Genomic DNA, 26,199 nt, shown 5'->3' with positions numbered 1-26,199 from the left:
TTGAAACACTAGGAAAATCGCTGATTTTTTTGCATTGCGTACTGGGGGCGGTTTTGGCAAATTGGGAGCTGTAAAAGGGGTAGAAAACGGCCTTACGCTCCCAGCTAGCGATCCCTGCTTCTCCTCGACCGATCCCAGTTCCGGAAAGGAGGAAACGCTATGCCAGCCCTAACCGACACCGCGATCCGACATGCACTCAAGCGGGTCGAAGTGAGTCAAAAGCAGGAAAACCTCGCCGATGGCGAAGGACGCGGCACCGGCCGCCTTGTCCTCGTTCTTAAGCCTATGCCAAAGCGGGTCACCGCCGACTGGATGGCGCAGCAATGGCGCGATGGCAAACGCACCAAGAAAAAGATTGGCGCCTACCCCTCAATGTCGCTCGCCCAAGCCCGCGAAATCTACAAGCGCGACTTCGCCGACGTCATCCAGAAGGGTCGAAGCATCAAGATCGCCACCGATACCCGCCCCGGCACAGTCGCCGATTTGTTCGAGGGGTACGTCGCGGCGCTTAAGGAAGCTGGCAAGCCGTCCTGGAAGGAAACTGAAAAGGGCCTAAACAAAATCGCCGATACGCTCGGGCGCAACCGCCTCGCCCGCGAGATCGAGGCCGAGGAAATCATCGAGCTGATCCGCCCGATCTACGAGCGTGGCGCCAAGTCAATGGCCGACCATGTGCGCTCATACCTTCATGCTGCCTTTAGCTGGGGCATGAAATCCGACAACGATTATCGGCAGCAATCAGCTCGTCGCTTCCGCCTCCCCTTCAATCCCGCAACGGGCATCCCGACCGAACCCAAGGTCAAGGGCACTCGCTGGCTCGACGAAGATGAGTTCGTGCAGCTCTATCGCTGGCTCGAATGCCCCGACACGCCGGTCCACCCCTCTTATCCGCGCGCCGTGCAACTCATCATGCTGACCGGTCAGCGCGTCGAGGAGATTGCGCGCCTCCATATCGATCAATGGGACTTCGGGGAGCGGGTCATCGACTGGTCCAAGACCAAGAATGACCAGCCCCACGCCGTCCCAGTCCCCTTGCTGGCTGCCGAACTGATCGAGTCAATCAAGCCGAACGAATGGGGATGGTTCTTCCCTTCGGCCAAAGACCCGTCGAAGCCCGTCAGCCACGGTACGCTCTACAGCTTCGTATGGCGTCAACGAGATCGCGGCGTAATCCCTTACGCGACGAACCGCGACCTCAGGCGCACGTTCAAGACACTCGCCGGCAAGGCTGGTGTTTCCAAGGAAATCCGGGACCGCTTGCAGAACCACGCGCTTCAGGACGTAAGCTCGAAACACTACGATCGCTGGAACTACATGGCCGAGAAGCGCGCTGGCATGGCGAAATGGGACAAGTTCGTCCGCGCCATGCTCGCCAGGAAGCGCACGAAGATGGCCGCATGAGGCAAGTAAAACCTTGGTCCCGCTGGACAACCTCCATGGCATTTCTTGACGCCACATAGCCTCAAGGCTATGTTGAAGACTAGAATCATGCTCAATGAGGCGGATGGTGGAAGGCTTAGAGCTGCGCTATCCAGTCTAAGCGGACGAAATTCCGCCTCCTTGCGCGCCTTGTTCTCGTAAAGGCGGTTCCCGAAGCACGGAGTCAATCGAATGGCGCGTAGTCTGGACGACGTCACATACCCGCCCGAAGCGAATCCCAGCGGTTCGGGCTCTCTCGATAGGGAATCCCCTCAGGACGTCGAGGGGTTGCGAGCGCTTCGCCAGATCGCCGGCAAGGGGCAGGCCGATATTGCAGCCGCGCTAAACATCAAGCAGCCATCCGTTTCCAAGATCGAGAAGCAAGCGGACATGCACATTTCGACGCTTCGCAGCTATGTCGAAGCCGTCGGCGGCGAGCTTGAATTGACCGTCCGGCTGCCGAAACGACCGGCCGTACGTATCCACGCGCTAGGAGAAGTCGCGCCCCAGATCTCCAAGAGGCCTGCTCTCCACGACGCTCCCTTCAAGGTCGGAGGTGCGAGATGACCCTTTCACGACGTTCCTTTGACAAGTCTGCTTTCTACCGAACGCCGAAAACCGGCCGCTATTTTGGAAAGGCGTTGAATTCATGATTGGTACCGCGACACGGACCGCAGCCGGCATTCTCACGCTCACCTCTTTGCGCGGCATCGGCCCGGCTACGGCTGAACGCCTGGCCGAGCGCTTCTCACTTCTTGATGCTATCGTAGACGCTGAGCCGGCGAAGCTTCGCTCTGTTGTCTCTGCCGCAGTCGCTGAGTGCCTTCACGAGCCAACCGCTGTCCTTAACGCAGGTGAAAAGGCGCAACGCGTGCTCGAAGAGGCCGACCGCCGTGGCGTCCGCGTCCTTTCCATATTCGACGCCGACTATCCCGAAGCGTTGCGATCCCTCTCCGACCGACCGCCGATCCTTTTCGTAAAGGGCAAGCTGCCGCCCCGCCGAAGCGTCGCCTGTATCGGCACACGCGAGCCTTCCGAGTTCGGCGAGATCGTCAGTGACAAGATCGTCGAAGCCCTCGTCCGCGCAAACTGGACGATCGTCAGCGGCCTTGCGATAGGCGTCGATACGCTGAGCCACCAAGCTGCGCTACGCCACGGGGGACGAACTGTCGCCGTCATGGCGGGCGGTCTCGACGGCATCTATCCGAAGCAGAATAGCAAACTCGCCGACGAAATTCTTGAAAAGGATGGCGCTCTGGTCAGCGAGCAGGCTTTCGGCGTACCGCCGTCGCCGCGCAATCTCGTCCAACGCGATCGCCTGCAGAGCGGCCTTTCGATCGCGACCTTCGTGATGCAAACCGACATCAAGGGCGGCTCGATGCACACAGTGCGCTTCACGATCCAGCAGAACCGCCTGCTGTTTGCGCCAGTGCCGCAGGGCCGCCATGCCGCAGAACCAAAGAGCCAGGGCATCCTCGCGATGACGCAGTTTTCGGCACCCCGCTTCGCCGACGCAGCGCGTGCTGAGGGCGACTATCGGCGAATCCTGTTCGAACGGTATCGCAACGGCCCCGTGGCTGTGCCACTCGCCAGCAAGGAGGATTACACCTCCATGCTTGACCTGCTGGAAACCCGCTTGGCTGCCGGCAGAGGCGAGGCCGCGCCTGTTCAGCCCTCCTCGCCCACGCAGATGTCGATGCTCTAATCATGCCGAACGTCTTTCTTTTCGACCTCGACATGACGCTTGTCGACAGTTCCGCGCTCGCCCAGCAACGTCGCTTCCAGATGTGGGACAATGTCCGGCAGAACATGAATCTGATCCGGCCGTTCGCCGCGCAGGGCCGCGCTGCGCCCCATGAGCTTCCCGGTCTTCTCAAAGCGGACGGGCAAACGGTTGGCATCGTCACGTCATCGCCCGAATGGTACGCGACATCCGTCCTCCAGCAGTTTCGCATCCCCTACGACGTGCTGGTCAGCTACGGCGATACCGAGAACCACAAGCCCGACCCCGAGCCCATCCTGGAAGCGCTGCGACGCCTCGGTGTGGCCGCCAGCGGAGAGACGCTCTACATCGGCGACGATGTCGGTGACGTCGAAGCCGCCTACCATGCCGGCGTGACTTCCGTCGCGGTTCGCTGGGGGCCCGCCTCGATATTCGAGCTATCGTCCAGCGCCCCCGACATTTTCATGGCAAAAGCATCCACCTTGCTCAGGCGCGAACGCCTCGGCGGCCGTGGATTTATCGGCGAAGCGTTGACCAGCGGATGGCCGTTTCACAGCCATTGGGGCTCGATCTTGCATTGCGACGACGACCCGACCGTCTATGCGCTCGGCCGCTACTTCACTGCCTCAGATCCGCGCCACGCGACCAGCGCCTTGAGCGCCGCCGTGCTGTCGCTGAAGAACGACGACACCCATGCCAAGGTTCTCGGCGAAGCCGTTGGCAAGGCCATTGCGAACCTCGACTGGGCGCCGGACTATGTTGTGCCCGTCCCCATGAAGCCTTCTCAACAGCGCAATCGCTTCGAATTACTCCTCAACGAGGCGGCGGAGCATTTCGACGAGGACATCGAACTCGAGCTGAAAGGCCTGCGCGTCGTCAAGGAGATCGAGGGTTACAAACAAATGAACCCCCTCGAGCGCTCTGAAGCGATCAAAGGAGCTTTCCAATCCAACTTCAGATGGAACAACAACAAGGTCCTGCTGATCGACGATGTCTACACGACCGGCGAAACCACCGGGGAATGCGTGCGGACACTTGCCGCCAGCGGCGCTGGCGAAGTCAGGATCATGACGCTGGCAAAAGACCAACGCGTTTTTGCGCGCAAGGTCTGCCCGGCCTGCGGCCGCTCGATGAAGATCCGCCAGAACCACACGACAAATGTCAAATTTTGGGGCTGCTCGGGTTATCCTAACCACTGCCAGAATACCGAAGACTTCTAGTGCCTCGGGAAGCGAATTGATCGCTTCGCGAGGCCCAAGCTACAAAACAAACCGAATGCCAACGATCGGAGGAACGGCCAGCAGGACGGACGACGACCGGCATTGAACTAAGGGGGAAACATGATCGGCCGTGGATCTGAATGGCGTCGCTGGGAACCGCATATCCATGCCCCCGGAACCGTGCTGAACAATCAGTTCGGCGGCGGTAGCCCCTGGGAAAACTATCTCACCTCGCTTGAGACTGTGACGCCGAAGATCGAGGCGATCGCGGTCACGGACTATTACCTCACCGACACCTACGAGGAAGTCCTCAAACAAAAGGCGGCGGGACGCCTGCCCGATGTACAGCTCATATTCCCGAACGTGGAATTGCGCCTGGACGTAGCCGCCAAGACCGGCTTCGTCAACGTTCACCTCCTCGTCAGTCCCGAGGACCCGAACCACGTCGCTGAGTTGCACCGCATTCTTCAGCGCCTGCAGTTCCAGGCCCACGGCGACACCTTCAATTGCACCCGCGCCGACCTAATCTCCCTCGGCAAAAAGGCCGACACCAGCATCATCGATGATCGTGCGGCGCTCGCCCATGGTGCCACCCAGTTCAAGGTCAACTTCGATCAGCTCCGCCGGGTCATGCGTGAGAGCGATTGGGCGAAGGCCAACATCCTCGTCGCTGTCGCTGGCGCCGCTGGCGACGGGACGTCGGGCCTGCGCCAGGCCGCCGACGCAACCATGCGCCAGGAAATCGAAAAGTTCGCGCACATCATCTTCTCGAGCAGCCCGGCGCAACGCGAATTCTGGTCGGGACGTCGGGGCGTGACGCTCGACCAACTCAAGGAGCGCTATGACGGCTGCAAGCCTTGCCTTCACGGCAGCGACGCCCACGATCAGAAGACCGTCGGGCAGCCAGTCGAAGAGCGCTTCTCGTGGATCAAGGGTGGCCTCGAATTCGACGCTCTGCGTCAGGCCTGCATCGACCCCGAGGGCCGCGCCTATGTCGGCACCGAACCCCCACGCACGGCAATGCCCTCGCAGGTCATCTCGCACGTTGCGATCGGCGACGCCAATTGGGCCGCCACACCAGCAATTCCGCTCAATCCCGGCCTCGTCGCCATCATCGGCGCGCGCGGCTCCGGTAAGACCGCGCTCGCCGATGTGATCGCCGCGGGCTGCGACGCGATCTCGCCCGCAGCCTGGAACGCGAGCGAAAACATCAGCCCGTCGTTCCTCGTGCGTGCCCGCAAGCTCCTCGGAAACGCGGCAGCGACGCTAACCTGGGGCGGCGGGGCCTCGGTTACACGTTTCCTAGATGGCCGAGACGCCAATGGCCACCTGGCTTTTCCCCGTGCGCGCTATCTGTCACAGCAGTTCGTCGAGGAGCTGTGCTCCTCCGCCGGAGTCTCTGACGGCCTCATCGCCGAAATCGAGCGCGTGATCTTCGAGGCTCATCCCCAGGACGATCGCGAGGGCGCGATCGATTTCGCAGAACTGCGCGATTTCCGCACCGCCCGATTCCAGCAGGCCCGTGAACGGGAGGCCGATGCGATCGCCGACATATCTGATCGCATCGCCACGGAGATCGAAAAGGAAGCCTCGGTCGCCATCCTATCGCTGCAGGTCACGCAGAAGGCCGGTCAGATCAAGAGCTACAACGAGGATCTGGCCAAGCTTGTCGTCAAGGGCACCGAGGCGCAGGCCGCCCGACACACCCAGCTCGGCCAAGCCGTTCAGACGCTGCGCGGCACGATCCAGGCCTATGGCAACCAGCGCCGGACCTTCCTCGCCCTGCAGGACGAGGTGGCGAGCACGCGCGCCACCAAGGCGCCCGAGTTGCTGCGCCAAGCCAAAGAGCGGCACCAGCACAGCGGGCTCGATCCGCAGCAGTGGGACGAATTCCTGCTTATCTACAAGGGGCCCGTCGATACGAGCCTCGCCGGCTATGTGACCTGGGCCGATCAGCAGATCGCGACCCTCACGGGTGCGCCGGTCCAAGCGGGAGACCCGAACACCTCGCTCTTTCCGGATACAGCCGACCTCACCAAGCTTACCCTCAACATCCTGATGGCCGAGATGACGCGGCTAGAAGCCCTGGTCAGCGCCGACAATATCGTACGCGGGCAGTACGCCGCCCTTTCACAACGGATCGGGCAAGAGAACACGGCGCTTCAAACCCTTCAAACTCGCCTGACCGACGCTCAGGGCGCGGCCGCGCGCCGTAGGGAGCTTCAGGGCGAGCGCGACGCGGCTTACGGCCGGGTGTTTCAAGCGATCATCAACAAGCAAACCGCGTTAGCCGATCTCTACGCGCCACTGATGGCCCGCCTGTCTGCGTCGACCGGCACGCTGCGCAAGCTCGGTTTCTCGGTCCGCCGCGTGGTCGATATCACCGCCTGGGGAACGGTCGCCGAAGAAGATCTTCTCGACCGACGTAAGGCCGGTCCGTTCCAAGGCCGCGGCGCGCTGATCGCGCTGGTCGAGGCTACCTTGCGCCCGGCTTGGGAAACGGGCTCGGCTGCCGACGTCCAGGCGGCGATGACGAACTTCATCGCGCAATACATGCGCGATCTGATTGGCCATGCTCCCTACGGCCAGAACCAGCAAGCCGAGTTTCGCGCCTGGCTGAAACAGTTCGCGCACTGGCTCTTCGACACCGACCATATCTCGGTACGATACGAGATCGTCTATGACGGGATCGACATCCGCAAGCTGTCGCCGGGCACGCGTGGCATCGTGCTTCTTTTGCTCTACCTGGCGCTGGACGATGCGGACGACCGGCCGCTCATCATCGACCAGCCCGAGGAGAACCTGGATCCCAAGTCGGTGTTCGAGGAGTTGGTCTCCCTGTTCATCGCCGCCAAGGCTAAGCGCCAGGTAATTATGGTCACGCACAACGCCAATCTCGTCATCAACACCGATGCGGATCAGATCATCGTCGCCGACGCCGGCCCTCACCCCACGGGCGGACTCCCGCCGATCACCTACAAGGCTGGCGGCCTGGAAAATGCGGAAATCCGCAAGGCCGTCTGCGATATCCTGGAAGGTGGTGAGGAGGCTTTCCGGGAGCGCGCGCGCAGATTGCGGGTCAGATTGGACCGATAGGGGAAAGACTTCCCCTGCGACCGAGCCTGTCGTCTCGGCCAACCCCTTCTGCGGGGAGACCCCGCAACGCCCCCTTAGAGGGAGAGTGCCCGCCGGATTTGCCGTGACGGGTTCAGGGCTGGGAGAGAGGCTTCCGCCGCCCGTCGCGGAGATCCGCGATGTCCAGAAAGACCGCGACCACTCGCGCCGGCCAGAACCGGACGAGCCTCTATGACGAAATCACCGACAAGATCATCGCCGAACTGGAGGCCGGACGCATTCCCTGGGTTCAGCCCTGGGGGACGGCGGCGGCGAAGGCGCCGCTCGCCATGCCGAGGAACGCGGCAACCGGGCGCCACTATTCAGGGATCAATGTGCTGATCCTTTGGGGCGCCGTGATCGAGCACAGCTTCCCCGGCCAGAGCTGGCTGACATTCCGCCAAGCGCTGGCGCTCGGCGGCAATGTCCGCAAAGGCGAGCGCGGCACCACCGTCGTTTATGCTGATCGTTTCGTGCCGGACGACGAGAAACAGCGGGCCCGTGAGAGCGGCCAAGAAGCCCATGCGATTCCGTTCCTGAAGCGATTTACCGTCTTCAACGCGGCACAGTGTGAGAATTTGCCCGAGGAAGTCGCGCTCGTCGCGCCGCCGCCGGCGCCTTGCCTGATCGAGCCGCAGGTGGAGGCCTTGATCCGAGCGACGGGCATCGACTTCCGCATCGGCGGCAACCGGGCGTTCTATGTCCCGGCACTGGATTATGTGCAGGTTCCACCGCCTCAGGCCTATTTCGAGCCGATCAACTGGCACCGCACGGCGCTCCATGAGCTCGGCCACGCCACCGGCCATCCGTCCCGTCTCGGCCGCGACATGACCGGCGGTTTCGGCAGCAAGAAGTACGCGTTCGAGGAGCTGGTCGCCGAGATGAACGCGGCCTTCTGCTGTGCCTCGCTGGGGATCGTCCCGACAGTCAGGCATGCCGACTATATCGGTTCCTGGCTGGAGGTGCTGCGCGAGGACAATCGCGCCATCGTCCGCGCCGCGAGCCAAGCGAGCAAGGCAGCCGATTGGCTACTCGGCTTCGTCCCCGTCGACGCCCCCAAGCTGCAGCGCGAGCCCTCGATCGACAGGAGGGCGGCATGATCCTCCTCGCCCCCGAGCTGCGCACGCGCTTGCTCGCCAATGGCCGCGAGCGCTGTGCCGACCCCGTCCCCGTGGTCAAACTCTTCAACCCGCTCGGCGAAGGCGTCTGGCTCGCCACCGAGCTGGATGAGGACGGCGACACCCTGTATGGCCTGGCTGATCTTGGCGAGCCCGAGCTTGGTTCGTTCAGCCTCGCCGAGATAACAGCCGTCCGCTTGCCATTCGGGCTCGGCATCGAGCGCGACATTCTGTTCGAAGGACTTGTCCCGATCTCGATATGGGCGAAGACCGCGCGCCGAACCGGCAGCATCCGAGAGGCGGAGCGCATGCTTCGCAGCGCTGCAAGAAGAGAGTGAGAGGAAGGACGGGATTTCCGTGACGGGTTGGAGGTTGAGAGAGAGGCTCTCGGCCGCCCGTCGCGGAGTAAACCCCGATGGCTACTGCAGCTCAAAAGATCGTCCTGTCGTCCTCGCGCGACATCCCCTTCAACAAGCTGGTCCTCAGTCAGTCCAACGTCCGGCGCGTGAAGGCCGGCATTTCGGTCGAGGATCTGGCGACCTCTATCGCCCGCCGCGGCCTTATTCAGAGCCTGAGTGTGCTCCCCGTCGTTGATGGCGAGGGCAACGAGACTGGTATGTTCGAGGTGCCCGCCGGCGGCCGACGCTACCGCGCCCTCGAACTCCTGGTGAAGCAGAAGCGCCTCGCCAAGGTTGCCCCGGTCCCCTGCATCGTCCGCAACCGTGATGACGACATCCTGGCCGAGGAAGTCTCGCTGGTCGAGAACACCGACCGCGCACCCCTCCATCCTCTCGACCAGTTTCGCGCCTTTCACGACATGCGCAGCAAAGGGAAAAGCGAGGAGGAGATTGCCGCGGCGCTCTTCGTCCCCGTGCAGGTCGTCAAGCAGCGTCTCCGCCTCGCCGCGGCGTCGCCCGCTTTGCTTGAGGTTTATGCCGAGGACGGCATGACCCTCGACCAGTTGATGGCGTTCACCGTGTCGAACGACCACGCTCGCCAGGAACAGGTCTGGGACGCAATCAAGGACGCCTGGTCGAAGGAGCCATTTCAGATCCGGCGCATGCTCACCGAGACGACGGTGCGCGCGTCCGACAAGCGCGCGGTCTTCGTCGGAGTCGAGGCCTATGAGGCTGCCGGCGGCAGCATCATGCGCGATCTCTTCCAGTCCGACGATGGTGGCTGGCTGCAGGATCCGGCCCTGCTCGACCGCCTCGTCGCCGAGAAGCTCAAAGGCACGGCCGAGACGATCGCCGCCGAAGGTTGGAAGTGGATCGAGGTCGCGGTCAGCTTCCCCTATGACGCCACCCGAGGCCTTCGCGAGCTGCAGCGCGAGCCGCTTGACCTCTCTGCGGAGGAACAGGCGACCATCGAGGCGCTCAACGCCGAATATCAGAAGCTCGAGGCCGAATATGAAGGTGCCGACGAGCTTCCGGACGAGGTCGATCAGCGCCTCGGCGAGATCGAGACGGCGCTCGCTGCCTTCGAGATCCGGCCGGTGCGCTTCGATACGGACGACATCCCTCGCGCGGGCGTGTTCATCAGCATCGCCCATGACGGCAGCCTCGACATCGACCGCGGTTACGTGCGGGCCGAGGACGAAGCGCCGATCGAGCAAGAGGACGAGACCGGCGTGGAAGCCGGCGCCGATTCGGCCGAGCCCGTGGTGCAGCGGGCGATCATCACCGTCGGCGGCCAGCCTGCTGATCCCGAGGAGGACGAGGACGACGGCGTCATCAAGCCGCTGCCGGAGCGCCTCGTGATCGAGCTGACGGCCTATCGCACGCTCGCGCTGCGCAATGCCGTCGCGGAGAATCCGCACGTGGCAATGACCGCGCTGCTCCACAAGCTCGTTTCGGACAGTTTCATGACCCGCATGTATACGGGGTCCATGGAAGCCGGGGTGAAGCACATCTTCTTCCCGGCCCAGGACGATGCGTTGAAGGACAGCCCGTCCGCGCGCGCTGTGCAGGACCGCCACGCCGCCTGGGCGGGCGAGATACCGAAGGATGACGACGCCCTGTGGGACTGGCTCGCGAACATGGACGACACCAGCCGGATGGCTCTCCTGGCGCATTGCGTCAGCTACGGCGTGAATGCGCTCTATGAGCGACCGAATCCGCACAGCGCCGGCGGCGTATCCCAGCACACGCTCGACATGCGGCTCGCGCAAGCCGACCGGCTGACAAGAGCGACCGGGCTCGACCTGGTTGAAGCCGGCTGGCGTCCGACTTTCGGCAATTATCTGAACCGGGTCACTAAGTCCCGCATCCTTCAGGCCGTCCGCGAAGGCGCCGGCGAACAGGCTGCCCAGCTCATCGACCATCTGAAGAAGGGCGACATGGCCAAGGAGGCCGAGCGCCTGCTGGCCGACACTGGTTGGCTGCCGGAGCCGCTGCGCCTGGTCTCCGAAACCGATACGTCTGCGCCGGAGCTCCAGAGCGAAGGCGAGGATGGCGGCGCTGCGCTGCCCGACTTCCTCGCGGACGATGACGACCAGGACTCCGAACCCCACCTCGTCGTAGCCGAATGATTGCAGGGCCGGAGCGGAGAACCCGCTCCGGCCCCTTTTTTTATGCGCGCCGTTTGATCTGTGACTGCACGCGCACGCCGTCGACCCAAAGGGCAATCCGACCGGCAGCCACGGCCCACCGCGTGCGGCGAGGACGCACGGCATCGCGCACCTCGATGCTGATGCGATGCTTCGCGCCGTTCCGAACTGTCACCGGCGCTATCATCTTCTTGGGGAACGTAAGGACCTTACCCATTCCTATCTCCGTCATATTGCGCGGTTCTGAGGAGGAACGGGATCGGTGAACCGCATAGCCGAGACCCGCCCGCGAAAATCGCGATGGCAGGTCAGCGGCGGCCCGTTGGTTCGGGCAGTTCAGCCATTGCGGCTATAGCCGCAAGCGGTTCTTGCCGTGCGTGGCGCACAGCGACCCTGACATCGGAAAATTTAGTCTTCGAGCGGCGACATTCAAGCGCCTTCGAACGGAGAGTTCGAGGTCCGCCGGGACGGGTTTGAGCCCGTCCGGTCGAGAGAGAGCGCCAGGCCGGCTCGTCCGTTCTCCGCTCTTTCGAGGTATCCTCCATGCTTCACACTCCCGTCTCCGGAGCCGCTCCGGCGGCCTCGCTTCCGCTTGCGCCCGATGCGCCTCCGGCCGCCGCCATTCTCGCCGCCGCCGGCGATCTCCTTCCTCATCTCGAACAGGGCCGCGCGATCGACGCCGCGATACTGCGCTCGGCCATGGAACAGGCCTTCGGCGCCTCCGACGCCAGCGGCGCCTGGGACTGGAAGACGGCCTACGACGCCTGCGAGGCAGCGACCGTCCTGTTCCTGCGCAAATACGGAAAGCCGCTTTTCCGCAAAGCCGCGTCTCCGGCTGCACGGCTCGCCGCGCTCGGCAAGATCGCCGGGCTGCTGCCGACGCACACGCGCCGCTCCGAGGAGGCCCAGGCCCTCCAGCAGTTCTCGACGCCGACGCCGCTGGGTCTCGCGGCCTTGACAGCCGCATCGCTCACGCTCGCCGACCGGGTGCTGGAGCCCTCGGCCGGCACGGGCCTCCTCGCGGTCCTCGCAGAGGTCGCCGGTTCCGATCTCATCCTCAACGAACTGGCCGAGACCCGCGCCGATCTGCTCGCGTCTCTCTTTCCCGCCCTCTCCGTTACGCGCTTCGACGCCGCCCAGATCGACGATCACCTCGATCGGGCCGCCATCCCCAGCGTCGTCATCATGAACCCGCCGTTCTCGGTCATGGCGAACGTGTCCGGACGCGTCGCTGACGCCGCCTATCGCCACATCGCCTCGGCGCTGGCGCGGCTGGCGCCGGGTGGCCGTCTGGTCGCGATCACCGGCGCGAATTTCTCGCCCGAGCTCCCGGCCTGGCGGGACAGCTTCGTCCGGCTGCAGGAGCGCTGCCGCGTCGTGTTCACAGCGGCGATTGCGGGCTCGGTCTATGCCAAGCACGGCACGACCGTCGAGACGCGCCTGACCATCATCGACAAGGCGCCCGCCGAGGATGCGGCGCGTTTCCCCGCATCCCCCGGGGTCGCGCCTGATGTCGCGACGCTGCTCGATTGGATCGAGCGGGACGTCCCGCCGCGCATGGCCGTCGCGCTCCCGAGGACCGGGCCCGAAGCCGCGCCGCGCAGCGTTCGCGGCTATCTCGCCCGGGCCGTACCCGCCACGCCCGCCCGGCGCACCGCTGAGATCGAAGGCGTGCCGATGGACTACGAAACGGTCGAGTGGACGCCGCCCGAGGGTGGCCGCCTGTCGGACTCGATCTACGAGGCCTATGCGCTTCAGTCGATCCGCATCCCGGGCGCGCAGCCCCATCCCACCAAATTGGTGCAATCGGCCGCCATGGCATCAGTCGCACCGCCTAAGCCAAGCTATCGGCCGACCCTTCCGGCCGCGATCCTCACCGATGGTCTGCTGTCCGACGCCCAGCTCGAGACGGTAATCTATGCCGGCGAGGCCCATGGCGAATTTCTCGCCGGCGCCTGGACCGTGGACGAGACCTGCGACCTCGTCACCGCCGCGCCGGACGATGCGCCGAAAGCCACCCGTTTTCGCCGGGGCTTCATGCTCGGCGACGGCACCGGCGCTGGCAAAGGCCGCCAATCGGCCGGTGTCATCCTCGACAACTGGCTCCAGGGCCGCCGCAAGGCCGTCTGGATTTCGAAGTCGGATAAGCTGCTGGAGGATGCACGACGCGACTGGTCGGCGCTCGGCATGGAGCGCCTGCTCGTCACGCCGCTGTCACGCTTCCCGCAAGGCACGCCCATCCGGCTGAGCGAAGGCGTCCTATTCACCACCTATGCCACGCTACGGTCCGACGACCGCGGCGAGAAGCTTTCGCGGGTCAAGCAGATCGTCGAATGGTTGGGCTCCGACTTTGATGGAGTGGTCATTTTCGACGAGTCCCACGCGATGCAGAACGCCGGCGGCGGCAAGGGAGAACGGGGTGACGTGGCCCCGTCGCAGCAAGGCCGTGCTGGGCTTCGGCTTCAGCACGCACTGCCCAACGCCCGCGTCGTCTACGTCTCGGCGACGGGCGCGACCACCGTCCACAATCTTGCCTATGCCCAACGGCTCGGCCTCTGGGGCGGCGATGATTTTCCTTTCGCCAGTCGTGCCGAGTTCATCGAAGCCGTGGAGAACGGCGGCGTCGCGGCCATGGAGGTGCTCGCCCGCGACCTGCGCGCGCTCGGCCTCTACACAGCCCGGTCGCTCTCCTATGACGGCGTCGAATACGAGCTGGTCGAGCACCACCTCACGCCCGAGCAGACCCGCATCTACGACGCCTATGCCGGCGCCTTCGCCATCATCCACAATCATCTCGACGCGGCGATGCAGGCCGCCAATATCACCGGCGACAGCGGCACGCTGAACCGGCAGGCGAAGTCGGCCGCCCGGTCGGCCTTCGAGAGCGCGAAGCAGCGCTTCTTCGGGCATCTCCTGACCAGCATGAAGACGCCGACGCTGATCCGCTCGATCGAGCAGGACCTGGCCGACGGGCACACCGCCGTCATCCAGATCGTCTCGACCGGCGAAGCGCTGATGGAACGGCGCCTGGCAGAGATCCCGACCGAGGAATGGAACGACGTCCGCGTCGACATCACGCCGCGCGAATACGTCCTGGACTATCTCGCCCATTCCTTCCCGGTGCAGCTCTACGAGCCGTTCTCCGACAGCGTGGGCAATCTCTCGTCGCGGCCGGTCTACCGGGACGGCCAGCCGGTCGAGAGCCGGGAAGCCGTCGCCCGCCGTGACAAACTGATCGAGCGGCTCGCATCGCTTGAGCCCGTTCCAGGCGCCCTCGACCAGATTGTCCAGCGCTTCGGCACCGACGTCGTCGCCGAAGTCACTGGCCGCTCGCGACGCGTCGTGCGCAAGGGCGAACGCCTCGCGGTCGAGAACCGGGCCGCATCGGCCAATCTCGCCGAGGCGGCCGCCTTCATGGACGACCAGAAGCGCATCCTCGTCTTCTCCGATGCCGGAGGCACGGGTCGCAGCTATCACGCCGATCTCGCGGCCAGGAACCAGCGCCTGCGCGTCCACTATCTCCTGGAGCCGGGCTGGAAGGCAGACGCGGCGATCCAGGGGCTCGGCCGCACCAACCGGACCAACCAGGCGCAGCCACCGCTCTTCCGGCCGATCGCCAGCGACGTGAAGGCCGAGAAGCGCTTCCTTTCAACGATCGCGCGCCGGCTCGACACGCTTGGCGCCATCACGCGCGGGCAGCGCCAGACCGGTGGCCAGGGCCTGTTCCGTCCCGAGGACAATCTGGAAAGCCCGTACGCCCGCGACGCGCTGCGACAGCTCTACTTGATGCTCGTCCGCGGCAAGGTCGATGGCTGCTCGCTCGATCGCTTCGAGTCCGCCACCGGCCTCAAGCTCGTGGACGATAACGGCATCACGGACGAGCTGCCGCCAATCACCACCTTCCTCAACCGGCTGCTGGCGCTCACCATCGATCTGCAAGGCGTGCTGTTCACGGCGTTCGAGCAACTTCTCACCGCGAAGGTCGACGGCGCGATCCGCAGCGGCGTCTACGACATCGGCCTTGAGACGCTGCAGGCCGAGAGCTTCGTCGTCACCGCCAGCCAGGTGATCCACACCCATCCGGGCACCGGCGCGGAAACGCGGCTGCTCACCATCAACCGCAGGGAGCGCAATCGGCCGACGAGCCTTGCCGACGCGCTCGACCATCTGTCCGATCCAAGCGCACGGCTCCTGGTTAATGGCCGCTCCGGGCGCGCCGCCGTGCAGGTTCCCGCACCGTCGATGATGCTCGACGACGGCGAGATCGAGCGCCGCGTCTGCCTGATCCGGCCGATGGAACAGCACTATGCGCCGCGGCGCATGATGGACGAGAGCCATTGGGAGGAAGCCGATCGCGCCGCCTTCGCCGCAGCGTGGTGGGCGGAGCTGAACGACGTGCCGGAGTTCTCCGACAGCACGATCCATGTTGTCGCCGGCCTGCTGCTGCCGATCTGGAAGCGGCTGCCGAACGAGTCGACCCGCGTCTACCGGCTCCAGACCGATGCCGGCGAGCGCATCATCGGCCGCCGAGTCTCGCCGGCGTGGGCGGCGAACGCCGTCACGACGGGCGCCGCGTCGCTGACCCCGGAGCAGGCCTTCACCGCCCTGATGGACGGCACGACGATGCTCGATCTCACTGAGGGCCTTCAGCTTCGGCGCGCCCGGGTCATGAGCGTCCAGCGCCTGGAGCTGACCGGCTTCACCGAGGCGATGCGGGATCGGCTACGAGCCTATGGCCTGTTCAGCGAGATCATCTCGTGGAAGCTCCGCTTCTTCGTACCGGTCGACGTCACCGGACCGGGCGTCCTCGCCAGGCTGCTCGACACCTTCCCGGTGGCGCGCATCTCCGAGCGGGAGGCCGCGTAATGGCACGTCAGGACGCTTCCGACCTCGCGCACAGTCTCGGCCGGCAGGCCGAGGCGGCGTGCCGGCACTATCTCTCCAGCGGGCGGCGCGAGGGCGGCTACTGGGTGGTCGGCGATGTGCGCAACACGCCCGGCCGCTCCATGTACGTCCGGCTCAAGGACTCGCCAAGGGGCCGGGCCGGAAAATGGACCGACGCAGCGACCGGCGAACATGGCGATCTGCTCGACGTCATCCGGGAGAGCTGCGGCCTGGTCGACTTCAAGGACGTCGCCGATGAGGCCCGGACCTTCCTCTCGACGCCGCCGCCGGAGCTGGAAGCCCGTGAGCACCAGCGGCAGAGTCCGGTCCCGCATGGCTCGCCCGAGGCGGCCCGCCGACTGGTTCGCATGTCGCAGCCGATCCACCGCACGCTCGTGCAGGCGTATTTACGCGAACGCGGCATTACGGATTTACGTGGAACCGGAAATCTCCGCTTCCACCCGCGCTGCTACTACCGCCCTGATGAGCATTCGCCGACCGAGACCTGGCCGGCGATGATCGCAGCCGTCACCGACCTCGACGGCAAGATCACCGGGGCGCATCGCACCTGGCTCGATCCCTGCCGCCGCGACAAGGCGCCGATCGACACGCCCAGGCGGGCAATGGGCGAACTTCTCGGCAACGCTGTGCGCTTCGGCACGGCAAGCGATGTGATGGCAGCCGGCGAAGGCATCGAGACCGTCCTATCGCTCCGCCAGATCCTTCCCGACATGCCGATGGTGGCGGCGCTCTCGGCGGCGCATCTCGCCGCCATCCTGTTCCCCGACACGCTGCGGCGGCTCTACATCGTCCGCGACAACGATCCGGCCGGCGACGGGGCACGCGATAGCTTGATCGAACGGGCCAACGCGGCCGGGATCGAGGCGATCGTCATCTCGCCGAGCTTAAGCGACTTCAACGAGGATCTCCGCACCCTCGGTCTGGATGCACTGCGCATGGAAGCCCGATTGCAAGTAGCACCGCAGGACGTCGCGCACTTCATGGCGTTGGCGGCATAGCCGGCAGGAGAACGGGCCTGCGGTTGCGCCGCCGTGGTCGGCGGATGCATCAATCCGTCGAAGGGGACCGCGCCACGGCCTTCGAGAGGGCGATCGGCCCACAAGCCGACCAGCCGGGCAATGGCGGCGGCCGACTATTTTCCGGCGCGGCCTGAAGGCCGCTTTCCATCGCGAGACAAAATAGCCGGCCTTTGCCATCGAGCCCTGCGCTTGCGCTTCGGGTGCCCGGCCGTCCGGCCCGTGGGCGTCGTCGCCATGAAGGCCGCGACGGTCGCGGTCCAACTGACGGAGCATCCCATGCGCGATCACGACGACTACGAACCACGCCACGAATCCTCACCAACCGACCATGTCCTCAACGAACTCCAGCTCCACGGCTACCGACCCTTCGCCGACGAGCCCGACCAGCGGCTTCTGCCCGACGGCAACCAGGTCGCGGGCGCCGTCGCCGACATCTTCGACGCCCTGATCGTAACCCTTGAGGACACCCGCCTCGAACCCGACCTCGACGATCTCCTCTGGTCGACCGTCAACGTCTTCCACCGCGCCACCGACCGGATCGGCCGGGAACTGGACGACAACGAGCAGGCCCAGAAGCGGGCACAGCGCGACCAGGACGGCAGCGAAGTGAAGTCGGTCGAGCTGGAGCGCCTGATCGCCGAGGGCATGACACTGATCGAGCGGCAGAACGCCTTCGAGCTGATGCGCGACCAGGCCGCCGAGCACTACGAACGCCAGATTGGCAAGCCCTGGCTCCCTCGCAATGGATCGAAGGTCAACCATCGCAATCTGACCTCGGCGATGATCGACAGCCGCGATTTCCTGATGGCGAAGAAGCGCGCCGACCAGGAAGTGCTCCTGCCGCCAGGCCCAAAGATCGTCGTCACCGGTGGACTCGACTATGACAATCATCGCCTGATCTGGGCCAAGCTCGACCAGGTCCACCAGAAGCATCCCGACATGGTGCTGATCCACGGCAAGTCGCCGAAAGGCGCCGAGAAGATCGCCTCGCTCTGGGCGAAGAACCGCAACGTCCCGCAGATCGGCTTCGCGCCCGACTGGACGAAGCACGGCCGGGCAGCGCCATTCAAGCGCAACGACGAAATGTTGCAGATCGTGCCGAAGGGCGTGATGCACTTCCCGGGCACGGGCATCAACGACAACCTCGCCGACAAGGCCAAGAAGCTCGGCATCCCGGTCTGGAAGTTCGGCGGCGCGTGAGCGCCGCACGACTTCAAACGACTGACCGTGATCTGGTATTGTCGGCAGAAACGCTGAGTTTTTGCCGACAGGAGGCGCATCTGGACCTTGACCACATTCAACTCGCCGCGCGTGACGCGCCCCTGATCATCGCATGGCCATCGCCCGGGCTCCCCGGCGGCATGATCCAGTTCAACGAGCCCGACGAATGGCGCCAGTTCATCGGCGGCCTCGGCATCGACGCGCGCATACCCGACATCGTCCAGCTCAAATTCCGGCGCGCGCAGGCGCTCTATCTTCTCGGCTGGATCGATCTCGACGTGCTGAAGGCCGGCGAACTCGCCGCGCTCATCGCCCTTGAGCTGACGCTGATGGATCGATATGGCGACCGGATTGCGAAGAAGAAGCGCTCCTTCGCCGCGCTGCTGAAGCATATGGTCGATGTCGACGGCCTCGACGACGCACACATCCCGATGATCGTCCGCACCGGCGGCACTGCGATCGGCTTTGTCACCGGCGCGTCGAAGCCTAGTCTCAGCCAGCGTCGCAATGGCATGGCCCATGGCGATCCGTTCGACGGTCTGCCTGTCGGCGGTCTGCTCGAGCTCGTTCGCGACCTCATCAACTACGCCTACAGGGATTTCATCGCCAACGCTCCCGTTGGGCATCGTTCGGCTCTCCTTGGTTGATCGGGAGCGCGAACGGCTCTCGTCGTCGCCGAGCTCCACCCCGCTTCTTTGCGCTAATCCTTGGTCAGACTGATCGCTTGGCGCCATCAACCCGTGAAGGGTCGGCTATGCGAGCATGCCGCCGCTACGGCTTCGCCTGCGCGGCGATTGCAGCGCTCAGTCCAACACATCGGGCGCCTGTCAGCGGGGGATGGTCCTCTGCTCGAAACAGGAGCCGGATCGATGTCCCTCAACGACGCCCACGCCTTCGCCTTCAGTCTCGCCACCACGCTGATGGCCGCCATCATCATCTTCCAGGCCGGCGACGGCACGCTGTCGGTCACGCCCGCCAGCGAATATGACGGCGACACCGCCGCCATCGTCCATGAGATCGACCCCTTCGCCCCTTGACGGGGGCGCTCCGGTCGCAGGAGCGGAAATCGTCACCGATTTCCGCTCCCGGCACGCGCGCCCTTGCGCTATACTTCAACCGCGCCGTGGTGGTGGTGGAAGGCGCGACCGTCAGACCTTGCCCATACGGAGGCCATCACCATGATCATCCTCGCAATACTGGCATCCCTCGCAGCGATAGGCCTGCTTTGCTGGCTGCTGTTCACTCTGGCCGTCTTCGCGCTGCCGGCGTTCGTCGGCGTCACCGCGGGCGCCTGGGCTCACGGCACGGGCGCCGGCATTCCCGGCGCCATCCTCATTGGCGCAGTCGCCGCGGCGGTGACGCTCGCCGCTGGCCATCTGCTCATCACCTTCGTCCGGCCCTTGTGGTTGAAGCTGATCGTAGCCGCAGCCTTCGTCGCGCCGGCCGCGATCGCCGGCTTCCATGCCACCCATGGCATCGTGAAGCACCTTATGCCGTCCGACGCGTGGCAAATTACCTTCTCCGTCATCGGCGCGGTCGCGGTCGGCATCACCGCCTTCGTGCGGGTCGCTGGAATGGCGGCGGCATCGCCCCCGTCCGATCGCGATCTTGCACGGGCCTGATCTTCAACATCGCCGTCAGGAGGATCAGGGCACCCTGGCCATGGTCGCTGCCGTCGTCTCATGTCGGAGCAATGGGCGTGTGCGACGCGGATCGACGTTGGTCCGGAAAGGCGGTCCTCGATGGAGCGCTGCGGGAGCAAAGCCGTGTCTTGGCGGGGCACCAGACATCGGGCGCGGCGTTCTCCGGGGTGGCGGTGGGAAGCCAGGCTGCAGCAGGATCGGCCTGGCGGGAGGAGACGAATTCGGTAAGCATGCCGTGATGCCGGTTTGCCGTTGCAGGATGGCCGCCATCTTCTCCGTTACCTGGCCGTACATCGACCGCTCCAAACGGCCTCTTCAACGGCTTGATCTGGCCGAAGGCCGGCTGCGCCTCGCTCGACTATGACGCAACAGCCGCGTCAAACTTTCTTCCCCTGCCGGCTCAAGCCGGCATTCCTCGCGAGACAAGAAAGCCCTCCTTAGCTGTCAGGCCCCTTCGGGGTGCGCCGTCGATCGCCTCCGGCCTGCCGATCGCCATCGAGGCCGCAATGGTGCGGGCTCGGGAACGGAAAACGGAGACTTACAATGGCGACCATCGGCACCTTCAAGAAGACCGGCTCGAACGAGTTCACCGGCGAAATCGTCACCCTCAGCGTCCAGGCCAAGAACGTGCGCATCGTCCCCGACCAGCGCGCCACCGGCGAGAACGCCCCTAGCCACCGGGTCCTGGTCGGCCGCGCCGAGATCGGCGCCGCCTGGTCCAAAACCTCCAACGAGGGCCGCGACTATCTCGGTCTGAAGCTCGACGACCCGAGCTTCAACGCCCCGATCTACGCCAACCTCTTCGACGACGAGGACGGTGAGGCATACTCGCTGATCTGGTCCCGCCCCAACGGCCGCCGCACCGATTGAGGCTGGCAAAGGCCCCGGCCCAGAAGGCCGGGGCCGCCTTCGTGCCCCCGCCTCCCTACCCGATGAACACCTCAAACAGTCGTCGTCCGGCCAAAACCGATCCAAAGTACAACGGATTCCCCATCTCGTGCGCGGCTGACGATCGGCCAAACAGAAACCCCAGCAAGCGCGGCCGAATCAGCTCATCGGACGGAGCGCACCGCCAGCCTTATTAAGACCGTTCGGGCTGGCGAAAAGGATCGAGGACGACTAAAATAGTCGTAGTTCTGGAATGCGCACCGGCTGCGATGGGAGGTGATCATGCATGATCACAGCCCGACAATCGCGGGCCGCACGCGCGTTGCTGGGTTGGACGCAGGAGACGCTCGCTGACAAGGCCCGTGTATCATTGACAGCGCTCAAGCGCCTCGAATCTGAAAGCAGGCTCGAGGTCTATGAAACGACGCGCGATCAGGTGCGCAGGGCTCTCGAAGCTTCCGGCGTGGTTCTTCTGTCGACCGACCGAGGCCAAGGAGTGCTGCTGGTCGATGATCGCGGGGACAAGCCGACTCATCCTAAACTCAAGCGCTGATTACTCGGCAGCGACCTTGGCCACCTGCAGCGTTGCCTCCGATTCGGACCATTCTTGGTTACGATGCAAACTTCGTTTACCAATCGTACCTGCGTCATGATCGAACCGTTTGAAGATACTGCACCGTCCGCGCCAGAGCTGACCGAATATGACAGGTCGCATATCAAACTTTACATGCGCCTGCTGGACGCTGCAGCCGACGGCGCCGATTGGACGGAAGCCGTCCGCGTGCTCTTCGGACTCGATCCGGTTCGCGAGACCGAACGCTGCAAACGCGTCCATGACAGCCACCTGACACGCGCTCACTGGATGGCGCACACGGGCTATCGGAAGTTGCTAAGGCAAACCCGCGACTGATCGTTTCCGCGGATGCCGTGATGCACTTTTGCCATCACGCGATGCCCTCTCCCAGACTTCCATCTCTCGATGCGAGCGGCCAACACTGAATTCTTCGGCTTGCGCGATAAGCGGGGAGTTCAAGCGAATGAGGCCCGATACATCGAACTGGCGAAACGACAGCAGCTACGATTTCATTGATAGGTTGCCGATCGAAGGGCTCGCCTGGGAATGCCTTCGCCGATACGTTCCTTATCAAGACGAATATATAAGCCTCCTGACAGACAAGGCTGAGAACCAGCCGCTTCGGCCAGAAAAACAGCAACGATGGGGTTTACGATTTCCCCGCAAGCCCAGTTCTATCCGCCTTGGAGCAACAGGTGGTGTGGTCGCCATCGGCCGATCCCAGCATACTTTTGTTGGCGCGTCGCCCGCACTTCCTCCCGGCAATCTCGCATCCGACCACTGGCAGCTTCACCGCAGGGCGTGACGGACCCGAAGGAACATACGCCGCGCTTTCCGAAAGCGATCTCCCGGTCCTCTTCCTTGCCGATACATCAAAAGACGATCCACTTGCGGCTGTCGTCCCGCTCGATGACGATCTTCCTGATCGTATCGGCGCTCTGACACGCCTGTCCCGCACATGGCTCGCGCGCGCGCCGCTGAGCGACACGCGGATGACCGCGGAACAGCGTCGCCGCTTTCGCTTGAAGCTACGCGCCGCCGACGGCCATATGAACGGCGCCACCTATCGTGAGATTGCCGCAGCGATCTATGGCGAAGGCCGCGTCGAATCGGATCCCTGGAAGACGTCGCCGCTGCGCGATGCCGCGATCGCTTTCGTCGAAGGCGGGCTAGCACTCATCAATGGCGGATACCTGAAGTTGCTCCGGCACCGCCGTCGCCGGTGATAAAGCTATGCAGCGGGTGGGGATATTGGCCACCTCAAGTGCCCCATCCCTCCTGCCGTCTCTTCTCCGCCACCGTGGTCGCCGTCCGCCGCTGAGCCCCAGCGGTCGCCGAAAACCCACGGAGGCCCGATCCATGCGACCCGAACTCGCCGTTTTGCCGCCGCGCTTTCTGCGCACCAAAGAAGCAGCTGAATTTCTTAGTCTCTCCGCCCGAACCCTCGAGAAGCACCGCACCTACGGCACTGGTCCGGCCTATCGGAAGCTCGGCGGCCGCGTGGTCTACGCGGTCGACGACCTCCAGTCCTGGGCTGAACGGGGGGCTGTCACCTCCACGTCTGATCCGCGCGGCAGCGTGCTGCCGGCCAAGCGCCAGACGTCCGCACCCCCGTCCCATGCCGGCCGCTACGCGCGCTGACTGGATTCCAGAATGGCGGCGCGACCCCGGTCCCTTTCGGAGCGCGGACAGCTCGACCTGTTTCGAGCGCTCCCCGGCGATTTCGCGCCCCGAGACGCGCAGGATCTCATGGCCTATCCGTTTTTCTCCCTCTCCAAGACCCACCGCGTTGCCCCGATCGATTTCGCCGCCGGCAATGTTTCTATCCGTGTCGAGGCCGTGCCCGACCACGGCATGGCAACTATATGGGACGCCGACATCCTTATCTGGGCCGCCAGCCAGATCGTCGAGGCCCGCGATGCTGGCCTTCGAACCTCCCGGCTCATGGCCGCTACGCCCTACGAAATCCTCATGTTCGTCGGGCGGGGCACTGGCCTCCGCGACTATCAACGCCTGAAGGCCGCGCTCGACCGTCTGCAATCGACCACCGTCTCCACCTCAATCCGCCAGCCCGCCGAAGGCCGGCGCCATCGTTTCTCCTGGATCAACGAATGGCAGGAGCGGACGGATCACAAGGGCCGGCCGGCCGGGATCGAACTGATCGTCCCGGACTGGTTCTATCGCGCGGTTCTCGACGACGCGCTCGTGTTGACGATCGACCCCGCTTATTTCGATCTCACCGGCGGCCTTGATCGCTGGCTCTATCGCCTGGTGCGCAAGCACGGCGGTCGGCAGCGCGACGGCTGGCGCTTCGACTTCCGCCACCTCCATCAGAAATCCGGCAGCTTGTCGCCGTTCAAGCGCTTCGCCTTCGAGCTGCGCGACATCATCCGCCGACAGCCTCTGCCCGGTTACACGCTGTTCCTCGAAACGGAGATCGGTGGCCGCGTCCTGCTCGCCTTTGAGCCATCTCCGGCCTGTGGACCGGCTGTGGATAGCCTCGTGCTATCGGGAACCCGGACTATCGTGCCATCGGGAACCCGAGGCTCGTGCTATCGGGAACCGAAACAGGGTCTAACCCACGGAAACAAAACCCGCAATCGCGCCCTTAACTTAGAGTCTAACCAAGAATCTAACTTTGAAGAGCGCGCGCGCGATGTGCAAAAGCTCATCCGCACCACCGCCCGCAGCCTCAGCACAGCCGCGAAGAAAAGCACCGGTCCAGTCACAGGCTCGGCCCCGCACTCCCCCGAAACCGCCCCCGAACTGCCGCTTCGTTCGCGGTCGGAAGGTGCGCGATGATCATTGCGCTCCTCAATCAGAAGGGCGGCGTCGGCAAGACGACGCTGGCGCTGCATCTCGCCGGCGAATGGGCCGGCAAGGGAAAGCGTGTCACGCTGGTCGACGCCGATCCACAGGGCTCCGCGCTCGACTGGTCGCAACAGCGCAGCCGCAGTGGTCTTCCTCGCCTGTTCGGCGTCGTCGGCCTGGCACGCGACACGCTGCATCGCGAGGCGCCAGAGCTAGCGCGCGACGTCGATCACGTCGTCATCGACGGACCTCCGCGCGTCGCCGGGCTGATGCGTTCGGCGCTGCTCGCCGCTGACCTCGTGCTGATCCCGGTCCAGCCTTCGCCGCTCGACGGATGGGCCTCGGCCGAGATGCTGGCGCTCCTGTCGGAGGCGCGCATCTATCGGCCGGACCTGCGCGCGCGGTTCGTCCTCAATCGCTGCGGTGCGCGCACCGTGATCGCCCGCGAGACCGCCGAGACGCTCGCCGATCACGATCCGCCCGTGCTGCGCAACACGATTGGCCAGCGCGTCATCTACGCCGATGCGGCACAGTCCGGTCGCCTCGCTTTCGAGATCGACGATGACGGCCCCGCAGCGCGCGAGATCGCGGCGCTCGTCACCGAAATCGAAAGGATCGCGCCATGAGCGAGCGATCCGAACGGCGCGGCTTCGCATCTCGCCCGACCAATCCCGACGCCTGGATCAAGGCCGCCCAGGTTGAGCCGGCGCGAACCGCCGATGCTGCGGGCTTCACCGCCCGCCTGACCATCGACGTCACGCCGGAGCTGCGCGGGCGCATCAAGATCATCGCGTTCCAACGCGGCGTCACCGTGACCGAGATGCTGCGCGAGCTGCTCGCGCGCGAATTCCCGCAAACCCAAGGAGACACACCATGACCGGCATCGCGGCCTCCCGCATGCGCGGCGGCCCGTCGCCGGCCGCGCTCCCCCACGACACGCTCACCCATGTCGAGCTGACCTGGGTCGAGAAGAAGATCGAGAATTGGATTCGCTTCGGGACGCACGCCCACGAACAGATTCTCGACCGTCGGCGGCGCGTCCTCTCCTTCCGCCCCGGCACGGTCTTCGCCTTCGTGCGTTGGGCCTCGAACGACTTCGGCACGATCATTTCGCGCATCGACATTGTGCGCGCCGTGTCGCGCGGCGAAGCCTACCAGACGCTGCCCTTCGTGCGCCCAGGCGGCGATATCCTGCTGAAGGTCGAGAGCTGGCCGAAGGTCGAGCGCGTGCTGCAGGCGATCGACGCCATCGAGCGTCTCGGCATCGACCCGGAAGCGGTTTCGCTCGACCACTGGCGGCACGTCCACAACCGGCTCGCCGCCGGCGACGAGGCGCGCGCCTACACGCTCGACCATCATCGTGCGTTCATGCTGCGCCGGAGGGCGGAGCCGTGAGCCGCGCCGGCCTGTTCCTTGCAACGACGCTCGCTGCGCTCGGCGTCGGCTATCCCGGCCTCGCACCGATGCCGATCAAGCTGGTTTGGAACGCATCAGCCAGTGCGCCGATCGGCTTCTACTCGATCGACTTCAACGGGCCGTTCGAGGTCACCGATCTCGTCGCCGTAGATGCGCCCGAACCGCTCGCGACGTTCCTCGCCGAGCGCAGCTATCTTCCCAAGGGCGTGCCGCTGATGAAGCGCATTCTCGCAGTCGCCGGGCAGACCGTGTGCCGCTCGAACCTCACCGTCACAGTGGATGGCGTCGAGGTGGGCGAAGCGCTGGAGCGCGATCGCGCCGGCCGCAATCTTCCCATCTGGCAAGGCTGCCGCCGCGTGCAGATCGGCGAAGTCTTCCTCATGAACTGGCAGGTCCGCGACAGCCTAGATGGACGTTACTTCGGCCTGATCTCGGCCGACCAGATCATCGGCCGCGCTGTCCCGTTGTGGACCGACGAAGACGGCACCGGCCACTTCGAATGGCGCGCACCCACGCGCTGACCGCTTCCCCATCGGCGGGAGCGGTGCTCGCCGACTGCCTCTTCAACCTCACCGCCATG

At 64.7% G+C, this 26,199-nt stretch carries 26 protein-coding genes; 25 read left to right on the top strand and 1 reads right to left on the bottom strand.

Translation table 11 applies throughout. The features are described 5' to 3' along the window. Nucleotides 1–159: 159 nt before the first annotated feature. From LAC81_RS07060 to LAC81_RS07025, 8 genes are all read left to right on the top strand, one after another. Nucleotides 160–1,401, top strand: a complete 1,242-nt coding sequence (locus LAC81_RS07060; protein WP_223727243.1) for a tyrosine-type recombinase/integrase — start codon at nucleotides 160–162, stop codon at nucleotides 1,399–1,401. 210 nt (nucleotides 1,402–1,611) lie between these two features. Next, nucleotides 1,612–1,986 (top strand): XRE family transcriptional regulator, encoded by a 375-nt coding sequence (locus LAC81_RS07055; RefSeq protein WP_223727242.1) that lies wholly within the window; start codon nucleotides 1,612–1,614, stop codon nucleotides 1,984–1,986. A gap of 82 nt (nucleotides 1,987–2,068) precedes the next feature. After that, a complete protein-coding gene (locus tag LAC81_RS07050) occupies nucleotides 2,069–3,124 on the top strand; it encodes a DNA-processing protein DprA (RefSeq protein WP_223727241.1) in 1,056 nt (351 codons plus the stop codon). Between the two features lie 2 nt (nucleotides 3,125–3,126). After that, nucleotides 3,127–4,362, top strand: a complete 1,236-nt coding sequence (locus LAC81_RS07045) for an HAD-IA family hydrolase (RefSeq protein ID WP_223727240.1) — start codon at nucleotides 3,127–3,129, stop codon at nucleotides 4,360–4,362. 120 nt (nucleotides 4,363–4,482) lie between these two features. After that, nucleotides 4,483–7,458 carry a TrlF family AAA-like ATPase gene (locus LAC81_RS07040; protein WP_223727239.1) on the top strand — a complete coding sequence of 992 codons (2,976 nt, stop codon included), beginning with the start codon at nucleotides 4,483–4,485 and terminating at the stop codon, nucleotides 7,456–7,458. A gap of 158 nt (nucleotides 7,459–7,616) precedes the next feature. After that, nucleotides 7,617–8,576 (top strand): ArdC family protein, encoded by a 960-nt coding sequence (locus LAC81_RS07035; protein ID WP_223727238.1) that lies wholly within the window; start codon nucleotides 7,617–7,619, stop codon nucleotides 8,574–8,576. Continuing rightward, a complete protein-coding gene (locus tag LAC81_RS07030; RefSeq protein WP_223727237.1) occupies nucleotides 8,573–8,932 on the top strand; it encodes a DUF2958 domain-containing protein in 360 nt (119 codons plus the stop codon). Before LAC81_RS07035 ends, LAC81_RS07030 begins: the two co-directional genes overlap by 4 nt. A 77-nt stretch (nucleotides 8,933–9,009) precedes the next feature. Next, on the top strand, nucleotides 9,010–11,124 hold the full coding sequence (locus LAC81_RS07025) for a ParB/RepB/Spo0J family partition protein (protein WP_223727236.1): 2,115 nt from the start codon (nucleotides 9,010–9,012) through the stop codon (nucleotides 11,122–11,124). A 40-nt stretch (nucleotides 11,125–11,164) separates the two neighbouring features. Here the strand turns inward: LAC81_RS07025 and LAC81_RS07020 are convergent, their stop codons facing one another. Then, nucleotides 11,165–11,359, bottom strand: coding sequence for a hypothetical protein (locus LAC81_RS07020; protein ID WP_223727235.1), 195 nt, complete (start codon nucleotides 11,357–11,359; stop codon nucleotides 11,165–11,167). Nucleotides 11,360–11,685: 326 nt separating this feature from the next. Between LAC81_RS07020 and LAC81_RS07015 the strand changes: the two genes are divergently transcribed. From LAC81_RS07015 to LAC81_RS06935, 17 genes are all read left to right on the top strand, one after another. Then, nucleotides 11,686–16,008 (top strand): strawberry notch family protein, encoded by a 4,323-nt coding sequence (locus LAC81_RS07015; RefSeq protein ID WP_223727234.1) that lies wholly within the window; start codon nucleotides 11,686–11,688, stop codon nucleotides 16,006–16,008. Then, a complete protein-coding gene (locus LAC81_RS07010; protein ID WP_223727233.1) occupies nucleotides 16,008–17,045 on the top strand; it encodes a DUF7146 domain-containing protein in 1,038 nt (345 codons plus the stop codon). Before LAC81_RS07015 ends, LAC81_RS07010 begins: the two co-directional genes overlap by 1 nt. A 297-nt stretch (nucleotides 17,046–17,342) precedes the next feature. Then, nucleotides 17,343–18,266 carry a DUF2493 domain-containing protein gene (locus LAC81_RS07005; RefSeq protein WP_223727232.1) on the top strand — a complete coding sequence of 308 codons (924 nt, stop codon included), beginning with the start codon at nucleotides 17,343–17,345 and terminating at the stop codon, nucleotides 18,264–18,266. Beyond that, the gene (locus LAC81_RS07000) at nucleotides 18,263–18,934 is read left to right on the top strand and encodes a hypothetical protein (RefSeq protein WP_223727231.1); all 672 of its coding nucleotides are present in this window, start codon (nucleotides 18,263–18,265) and stop codon (nucleotides 18,932–18,934) included. The genes LAC81_RS07005 and LAC81_RS07000 overlap by 4 nt, the downstream gene beginning before the upstream one ends. A gap of 222 nt (nucleotides 18,935–19,156) precedes the next feature. Continuing rightward, complete coding sequence (locus tag LAC81_RS06995) at nucleotides 19,157–19,324, top strand: hypothetical protein (protein ID WP_008125146.1); 168 nt, start codon at nucleotides 19,157–19,159, stop codon at nucleotides 19,322–19,324. A gap of 141 nt (nucleotides 19,325–19,465) precedes the next feature. Then, nucleotides 19,466–19,909 (top strand): hypothetical protein, encoded by a 444-nt coding sequence (locus tag LAC81_RS06990; protein WP_223727230.1) that lies wholly within the window; start codon nucleotides 19,466–19,468, stop codon nucleotides 19,907–19,909. 564 nt (nucleotides 19,910–20,473) lie between these two features. Continuing rightward, on the top strand, nucleotides 20,474–20,800 hold the full coding sequence (locus LAC81_RS06985; RefSeq protein WP_223727229.1) for a DUF736 domain-containing protein: 327 nt from the start codon (nucleotides 20,474–20,476) through the stop codon (nucleotides 20,798–20,800). 304 nt (nucleotides 20,801–21,104) lie between these two features. Continuing rightward, nucleotides 21,105–21,371 carry a helix-turn-helix domain-containing protein gene (locus LAC81_RS06980; RefSeq protein ID WP_223727228.1) on the top strand — a complete coding sequence of 89 codons (267 nt, stop codon included), beginning with the start codon at nucleotides 21,105–21,107 and terminating at the stop codon, nucleotides 21,369–21,371. Nucleotides 21,372–21,467: 96 nt separating this feature from the next. Beyond that, on the top strand, nucleotides 21,468–21,728 hold the full coding sequence (locus tag LAC81_RS06975; protein WP_223727227.1) for a DNA -binding domain-containing protein: 261 nt from the start codon (nucleotides 21,468–21,470) through the stop codon (nucleotides 21,726–21,728). A 127-nt stretch (nucleotides 21,729–21,855) separates the two neighbouring features. Next, on the top strand, nucleotides 21,856–22,197 hold the full coding sequence (locus LAC81_RS06970; protein WP_223727226.1) for a transcriptional regulator domain-containing protein: 342 nt from the start codon (nucleotides 21,856–21,858) through the stop codon (nucleotides 22,195–22,197). Beyond that, entirely contained in the window at nucleotides 22,088–22,618 is a 531-nt protein-coding gene (locus LAC81_RS06965; protein WP_223727225.1) for a DUF2285 domain-containing protein, read from the top strand. The genes LAC81_RS06970 and LAC81_RS06965 overlap by 110 nt, the downstream gene beginning before the upstream one ends. A gap of 133 nt (nucleotides 22,619–22,751) precedes the next feature. After that, nucleotides 22,752–23,033 (top strand): helix-turn-helix transcriptional regulator, encoded by a 282-nt coding sequence (locus LAC81_RS06960; protein ID WP_223727224.1) that lies wholly within the window; start codon nucleotides 22,752–22,754, stop codon nucleotides 23,031–23,033. A gap of 12 nt (nucleotides 23,034–23,045) precedes the next feature. Continuing rightward, nucleotides 23,046–24,194 (top strand): replication initiator protein A, encoded by a 1,149-nt coding sequence (locus tag LAC81_RS06955; RefSeq protein ID WP_223727223.1) that lies wholly within the window; start codon nucleotides 23,046–23,048, stop codon nucleotides 24,192–24,194. Further along, on the top strand, nucleotides 24,191–24,829 hold the full coding sequence (gene parA, locus LAC81_RS06950; RefSeq protein ID WP_223727222.1) for a ParA family partition ATPase: 639 nt from the start codon (nucleotides 24,191–24,193) through the stop codon (nucleotides 24,827–24,829). The genes LAC81_RS06955 and parA overlap by 4 nt, the downstream gene beginning before the upstream one ends. Continuing rightward, a complete protein-coding gene (locus tag LAC81_RS06945) occupies nucleotides 24,826–25,080 on the top strand; it encodes a hypothetical protein (protein ID WP_223727221.1) in 255 nt (84 codons plus the stop codon). Before parA ends, LAC81_RS06945 begins: the two co-directional genes overlap by 4 nt. Then, on the top strand, nucleotides 25,077–25,598 hold the full coding sequence (locus tag LAC81_RS06940; protein WP_223727220.1) for a DUF2840 domain-containing protein: 522 nt from the start codon (nucleotides 25,077–25,079) through the stop codon (nucleotides 25,596–25,598). Before LAC81_RS06945 ends, LAC81_RS06940 begins: the two co-directional genes overlap by 4 nt. Next, a complete protein-coding gene (locus tag LAC81_RS06935; RefSeq protein ID WP_223727219.1) occupies nucleotides 25,595–26,140 on the top strand; it encodes a S26 family signal peptidase in 546 nt (181 codons plus the stop codon). Before LAC81_RS06940 ends, LAC81_RS06935 begins: the two co-directional genes overlap by 4 nt. Nucleotides 26,141–26,199 lie beyond the last annotated feature (59 nt).

The organism is Ensifer adhaerens (genome assembly GCF_020035535.1).
GTDB lineage: Bacteria > Pseudomonadota > Alphaproteobacteria > Rhizobiales > Rhizobiaceae > Ensifer.
The sequence above is the reverse complement of the archived record's forward strand: the minus strand, read 5'-3'. Positions and strand labels throughout refer to the sequence as shown.

Coding starts and splice junctions, on each gene's coding strand:
- LAC81_RS07060 (WP_223727243.1), top strand. CDS start 160: ATGCCAGCCCTAACCGACACCGCGATCCGACATGCACTCAAGCGGGTC.
- LAC81_RS07055 (WP_223727242.1), top strand. CDS start 1,612: ATGGCGCGTAGTCTGGACGACGTCACATACCCGCCCGAAGCGAATCCC.
- LAC81_RS07050 (WP_223727241.1), top strand. CDS start 2,069: ATGATTGGTACCGCGACACGGACCGCAGCCGGCATTCTCACGCTCACC.
- LAC81_RS07045 (WP_223727240.1), top strand. CDS start 3,127: ATGCCGAACGTCTTTCTTTTCGACCTCGACATGACGCTTGTCGACAGT.
- LAC81_RS07040 (WP_223727239.1), top strand. CDS start 4,483: ATGATCGGCCGTGGATCTGAATGGCGTCGCTGGGAACCGCATATCCAT.
- LAC81_RS07035 (WP_223727238.1), top strand. CDS start 7,617: ATGTCCAGAAAGACCGCGACCACTCGCGCCGGCCAGAACCGGACGAGC.
- LAC81_RS07030 (WP_223727237.1), top strand. CDS start 8,573: ATGATCCTCCTCGCCCCCGAGCTGCGCACGCGCTTGCTCGCCAATGGC.
- LAC81_RS07025 (WP_223727236.1), top strand. CDS start 9,010: ATGGCTACTGCAGCTCAAAAGATCGTCCTGTCGTCCTCGCGCGACATC.
- LAC81_RS07020 (WP_223727235.1), bottom strand. CDS start 11,359: ATGGGTAAGGTCCTTACGTTCCCCAAGAAGATGATAGCGCCGGTGACA.
- LAC81_RS07015 (WP_223727234.1), top strand. CDS start 11,686: ATGCTTCACACTCCCGTCTCCGGAGCCGCTCCGGCGGCCTCGCTTCCG.
- LAC81_RS07010 (WP_223727233.1), top strand. CDS start 16,008: ATGGCACGTCAGGACGCTTCCGACCTCGCGCACAGTCTCGGCCGGCAG.
- LAC81_RS07005 (WP_223727232.1), top strand. CDS start 17,343: ATGCGCGATCACGACGACTACGAACCACGCCACGAATCCTCACCAACC.
- LAC81_RS06995 (WP_008125146.1), top strand. CDS start 19,157: ATGTCCCTCAACGACGCCCACGCCTTCGCCTTCAGTCTCGCCACCACG.
- LAC81_RS06990 (WP_223727230.1), top strand. CDS start 19,466: ATGATCATCCTCGCAATACTGGCATCCCTCGCAGCGATAGGCCTGCTT.
- LAC81_RS06985 (WP_223727229.1), top strand. CDS start 20,474: ATGGCGACCATCGGCACCTTCAAGAAGACCGGCTCGAACGAGTTCACC.
- LAC81_RS06980 (WP_223727228.1), top strand. CDS start 21,105: ATGATCACAGCCCGACAATCGCGGGCCGCACGCGCGTTGCTGGGTTGG.
- LAC81_RS06975 (WP_223727227.1), top strand. CDS start 21,468: ATGATCGAACCGTTTGAAGATACTGCACCGTCCGCGCCAGAGCTGACC.
- LAC81_RS06970 (WP_223727226.1), top strand. CDS start 21,856: ATGAGGCCCGATACATCGAACTGGCGAAACGACAGCAGCTACGATTTC.
- LAC81_RS06960 (WP_223727224.1), top strand. CDS start 22,752: ATGCGACCCGAACTCGCCGTTTTGCCGCCGCGCTTTCTGCGCACCAAA.
- LAC81_RS06955 (WP_223727223.1), top strand. CDS start 23,046: ATGGCGGCGCGACCCCGGTCCCTTTCGGAGCGCGGACAGCTCGACCTG.
- parA (WP_223727222.1), top strand. CDS start 24,191: ATGATCATTGCGCTCCTCAATCAGAAGGGCGGCGTCGGCAAGACGACG.
- LAC81_RS06945 (WP_223727221.1), top strand. CDS start 24,826: ATGAGCGAGCGATCCGAACGGCGCGGCTTCGCATCTCGCCCGACCAAT.
- LAC81_RS06940 (WP_223727220.1), top strand. CDS start 25,077: ATGACCGGCATCGCGGCCTCCCGCATGCGCGGCGGCCCGTCGCCGGCC.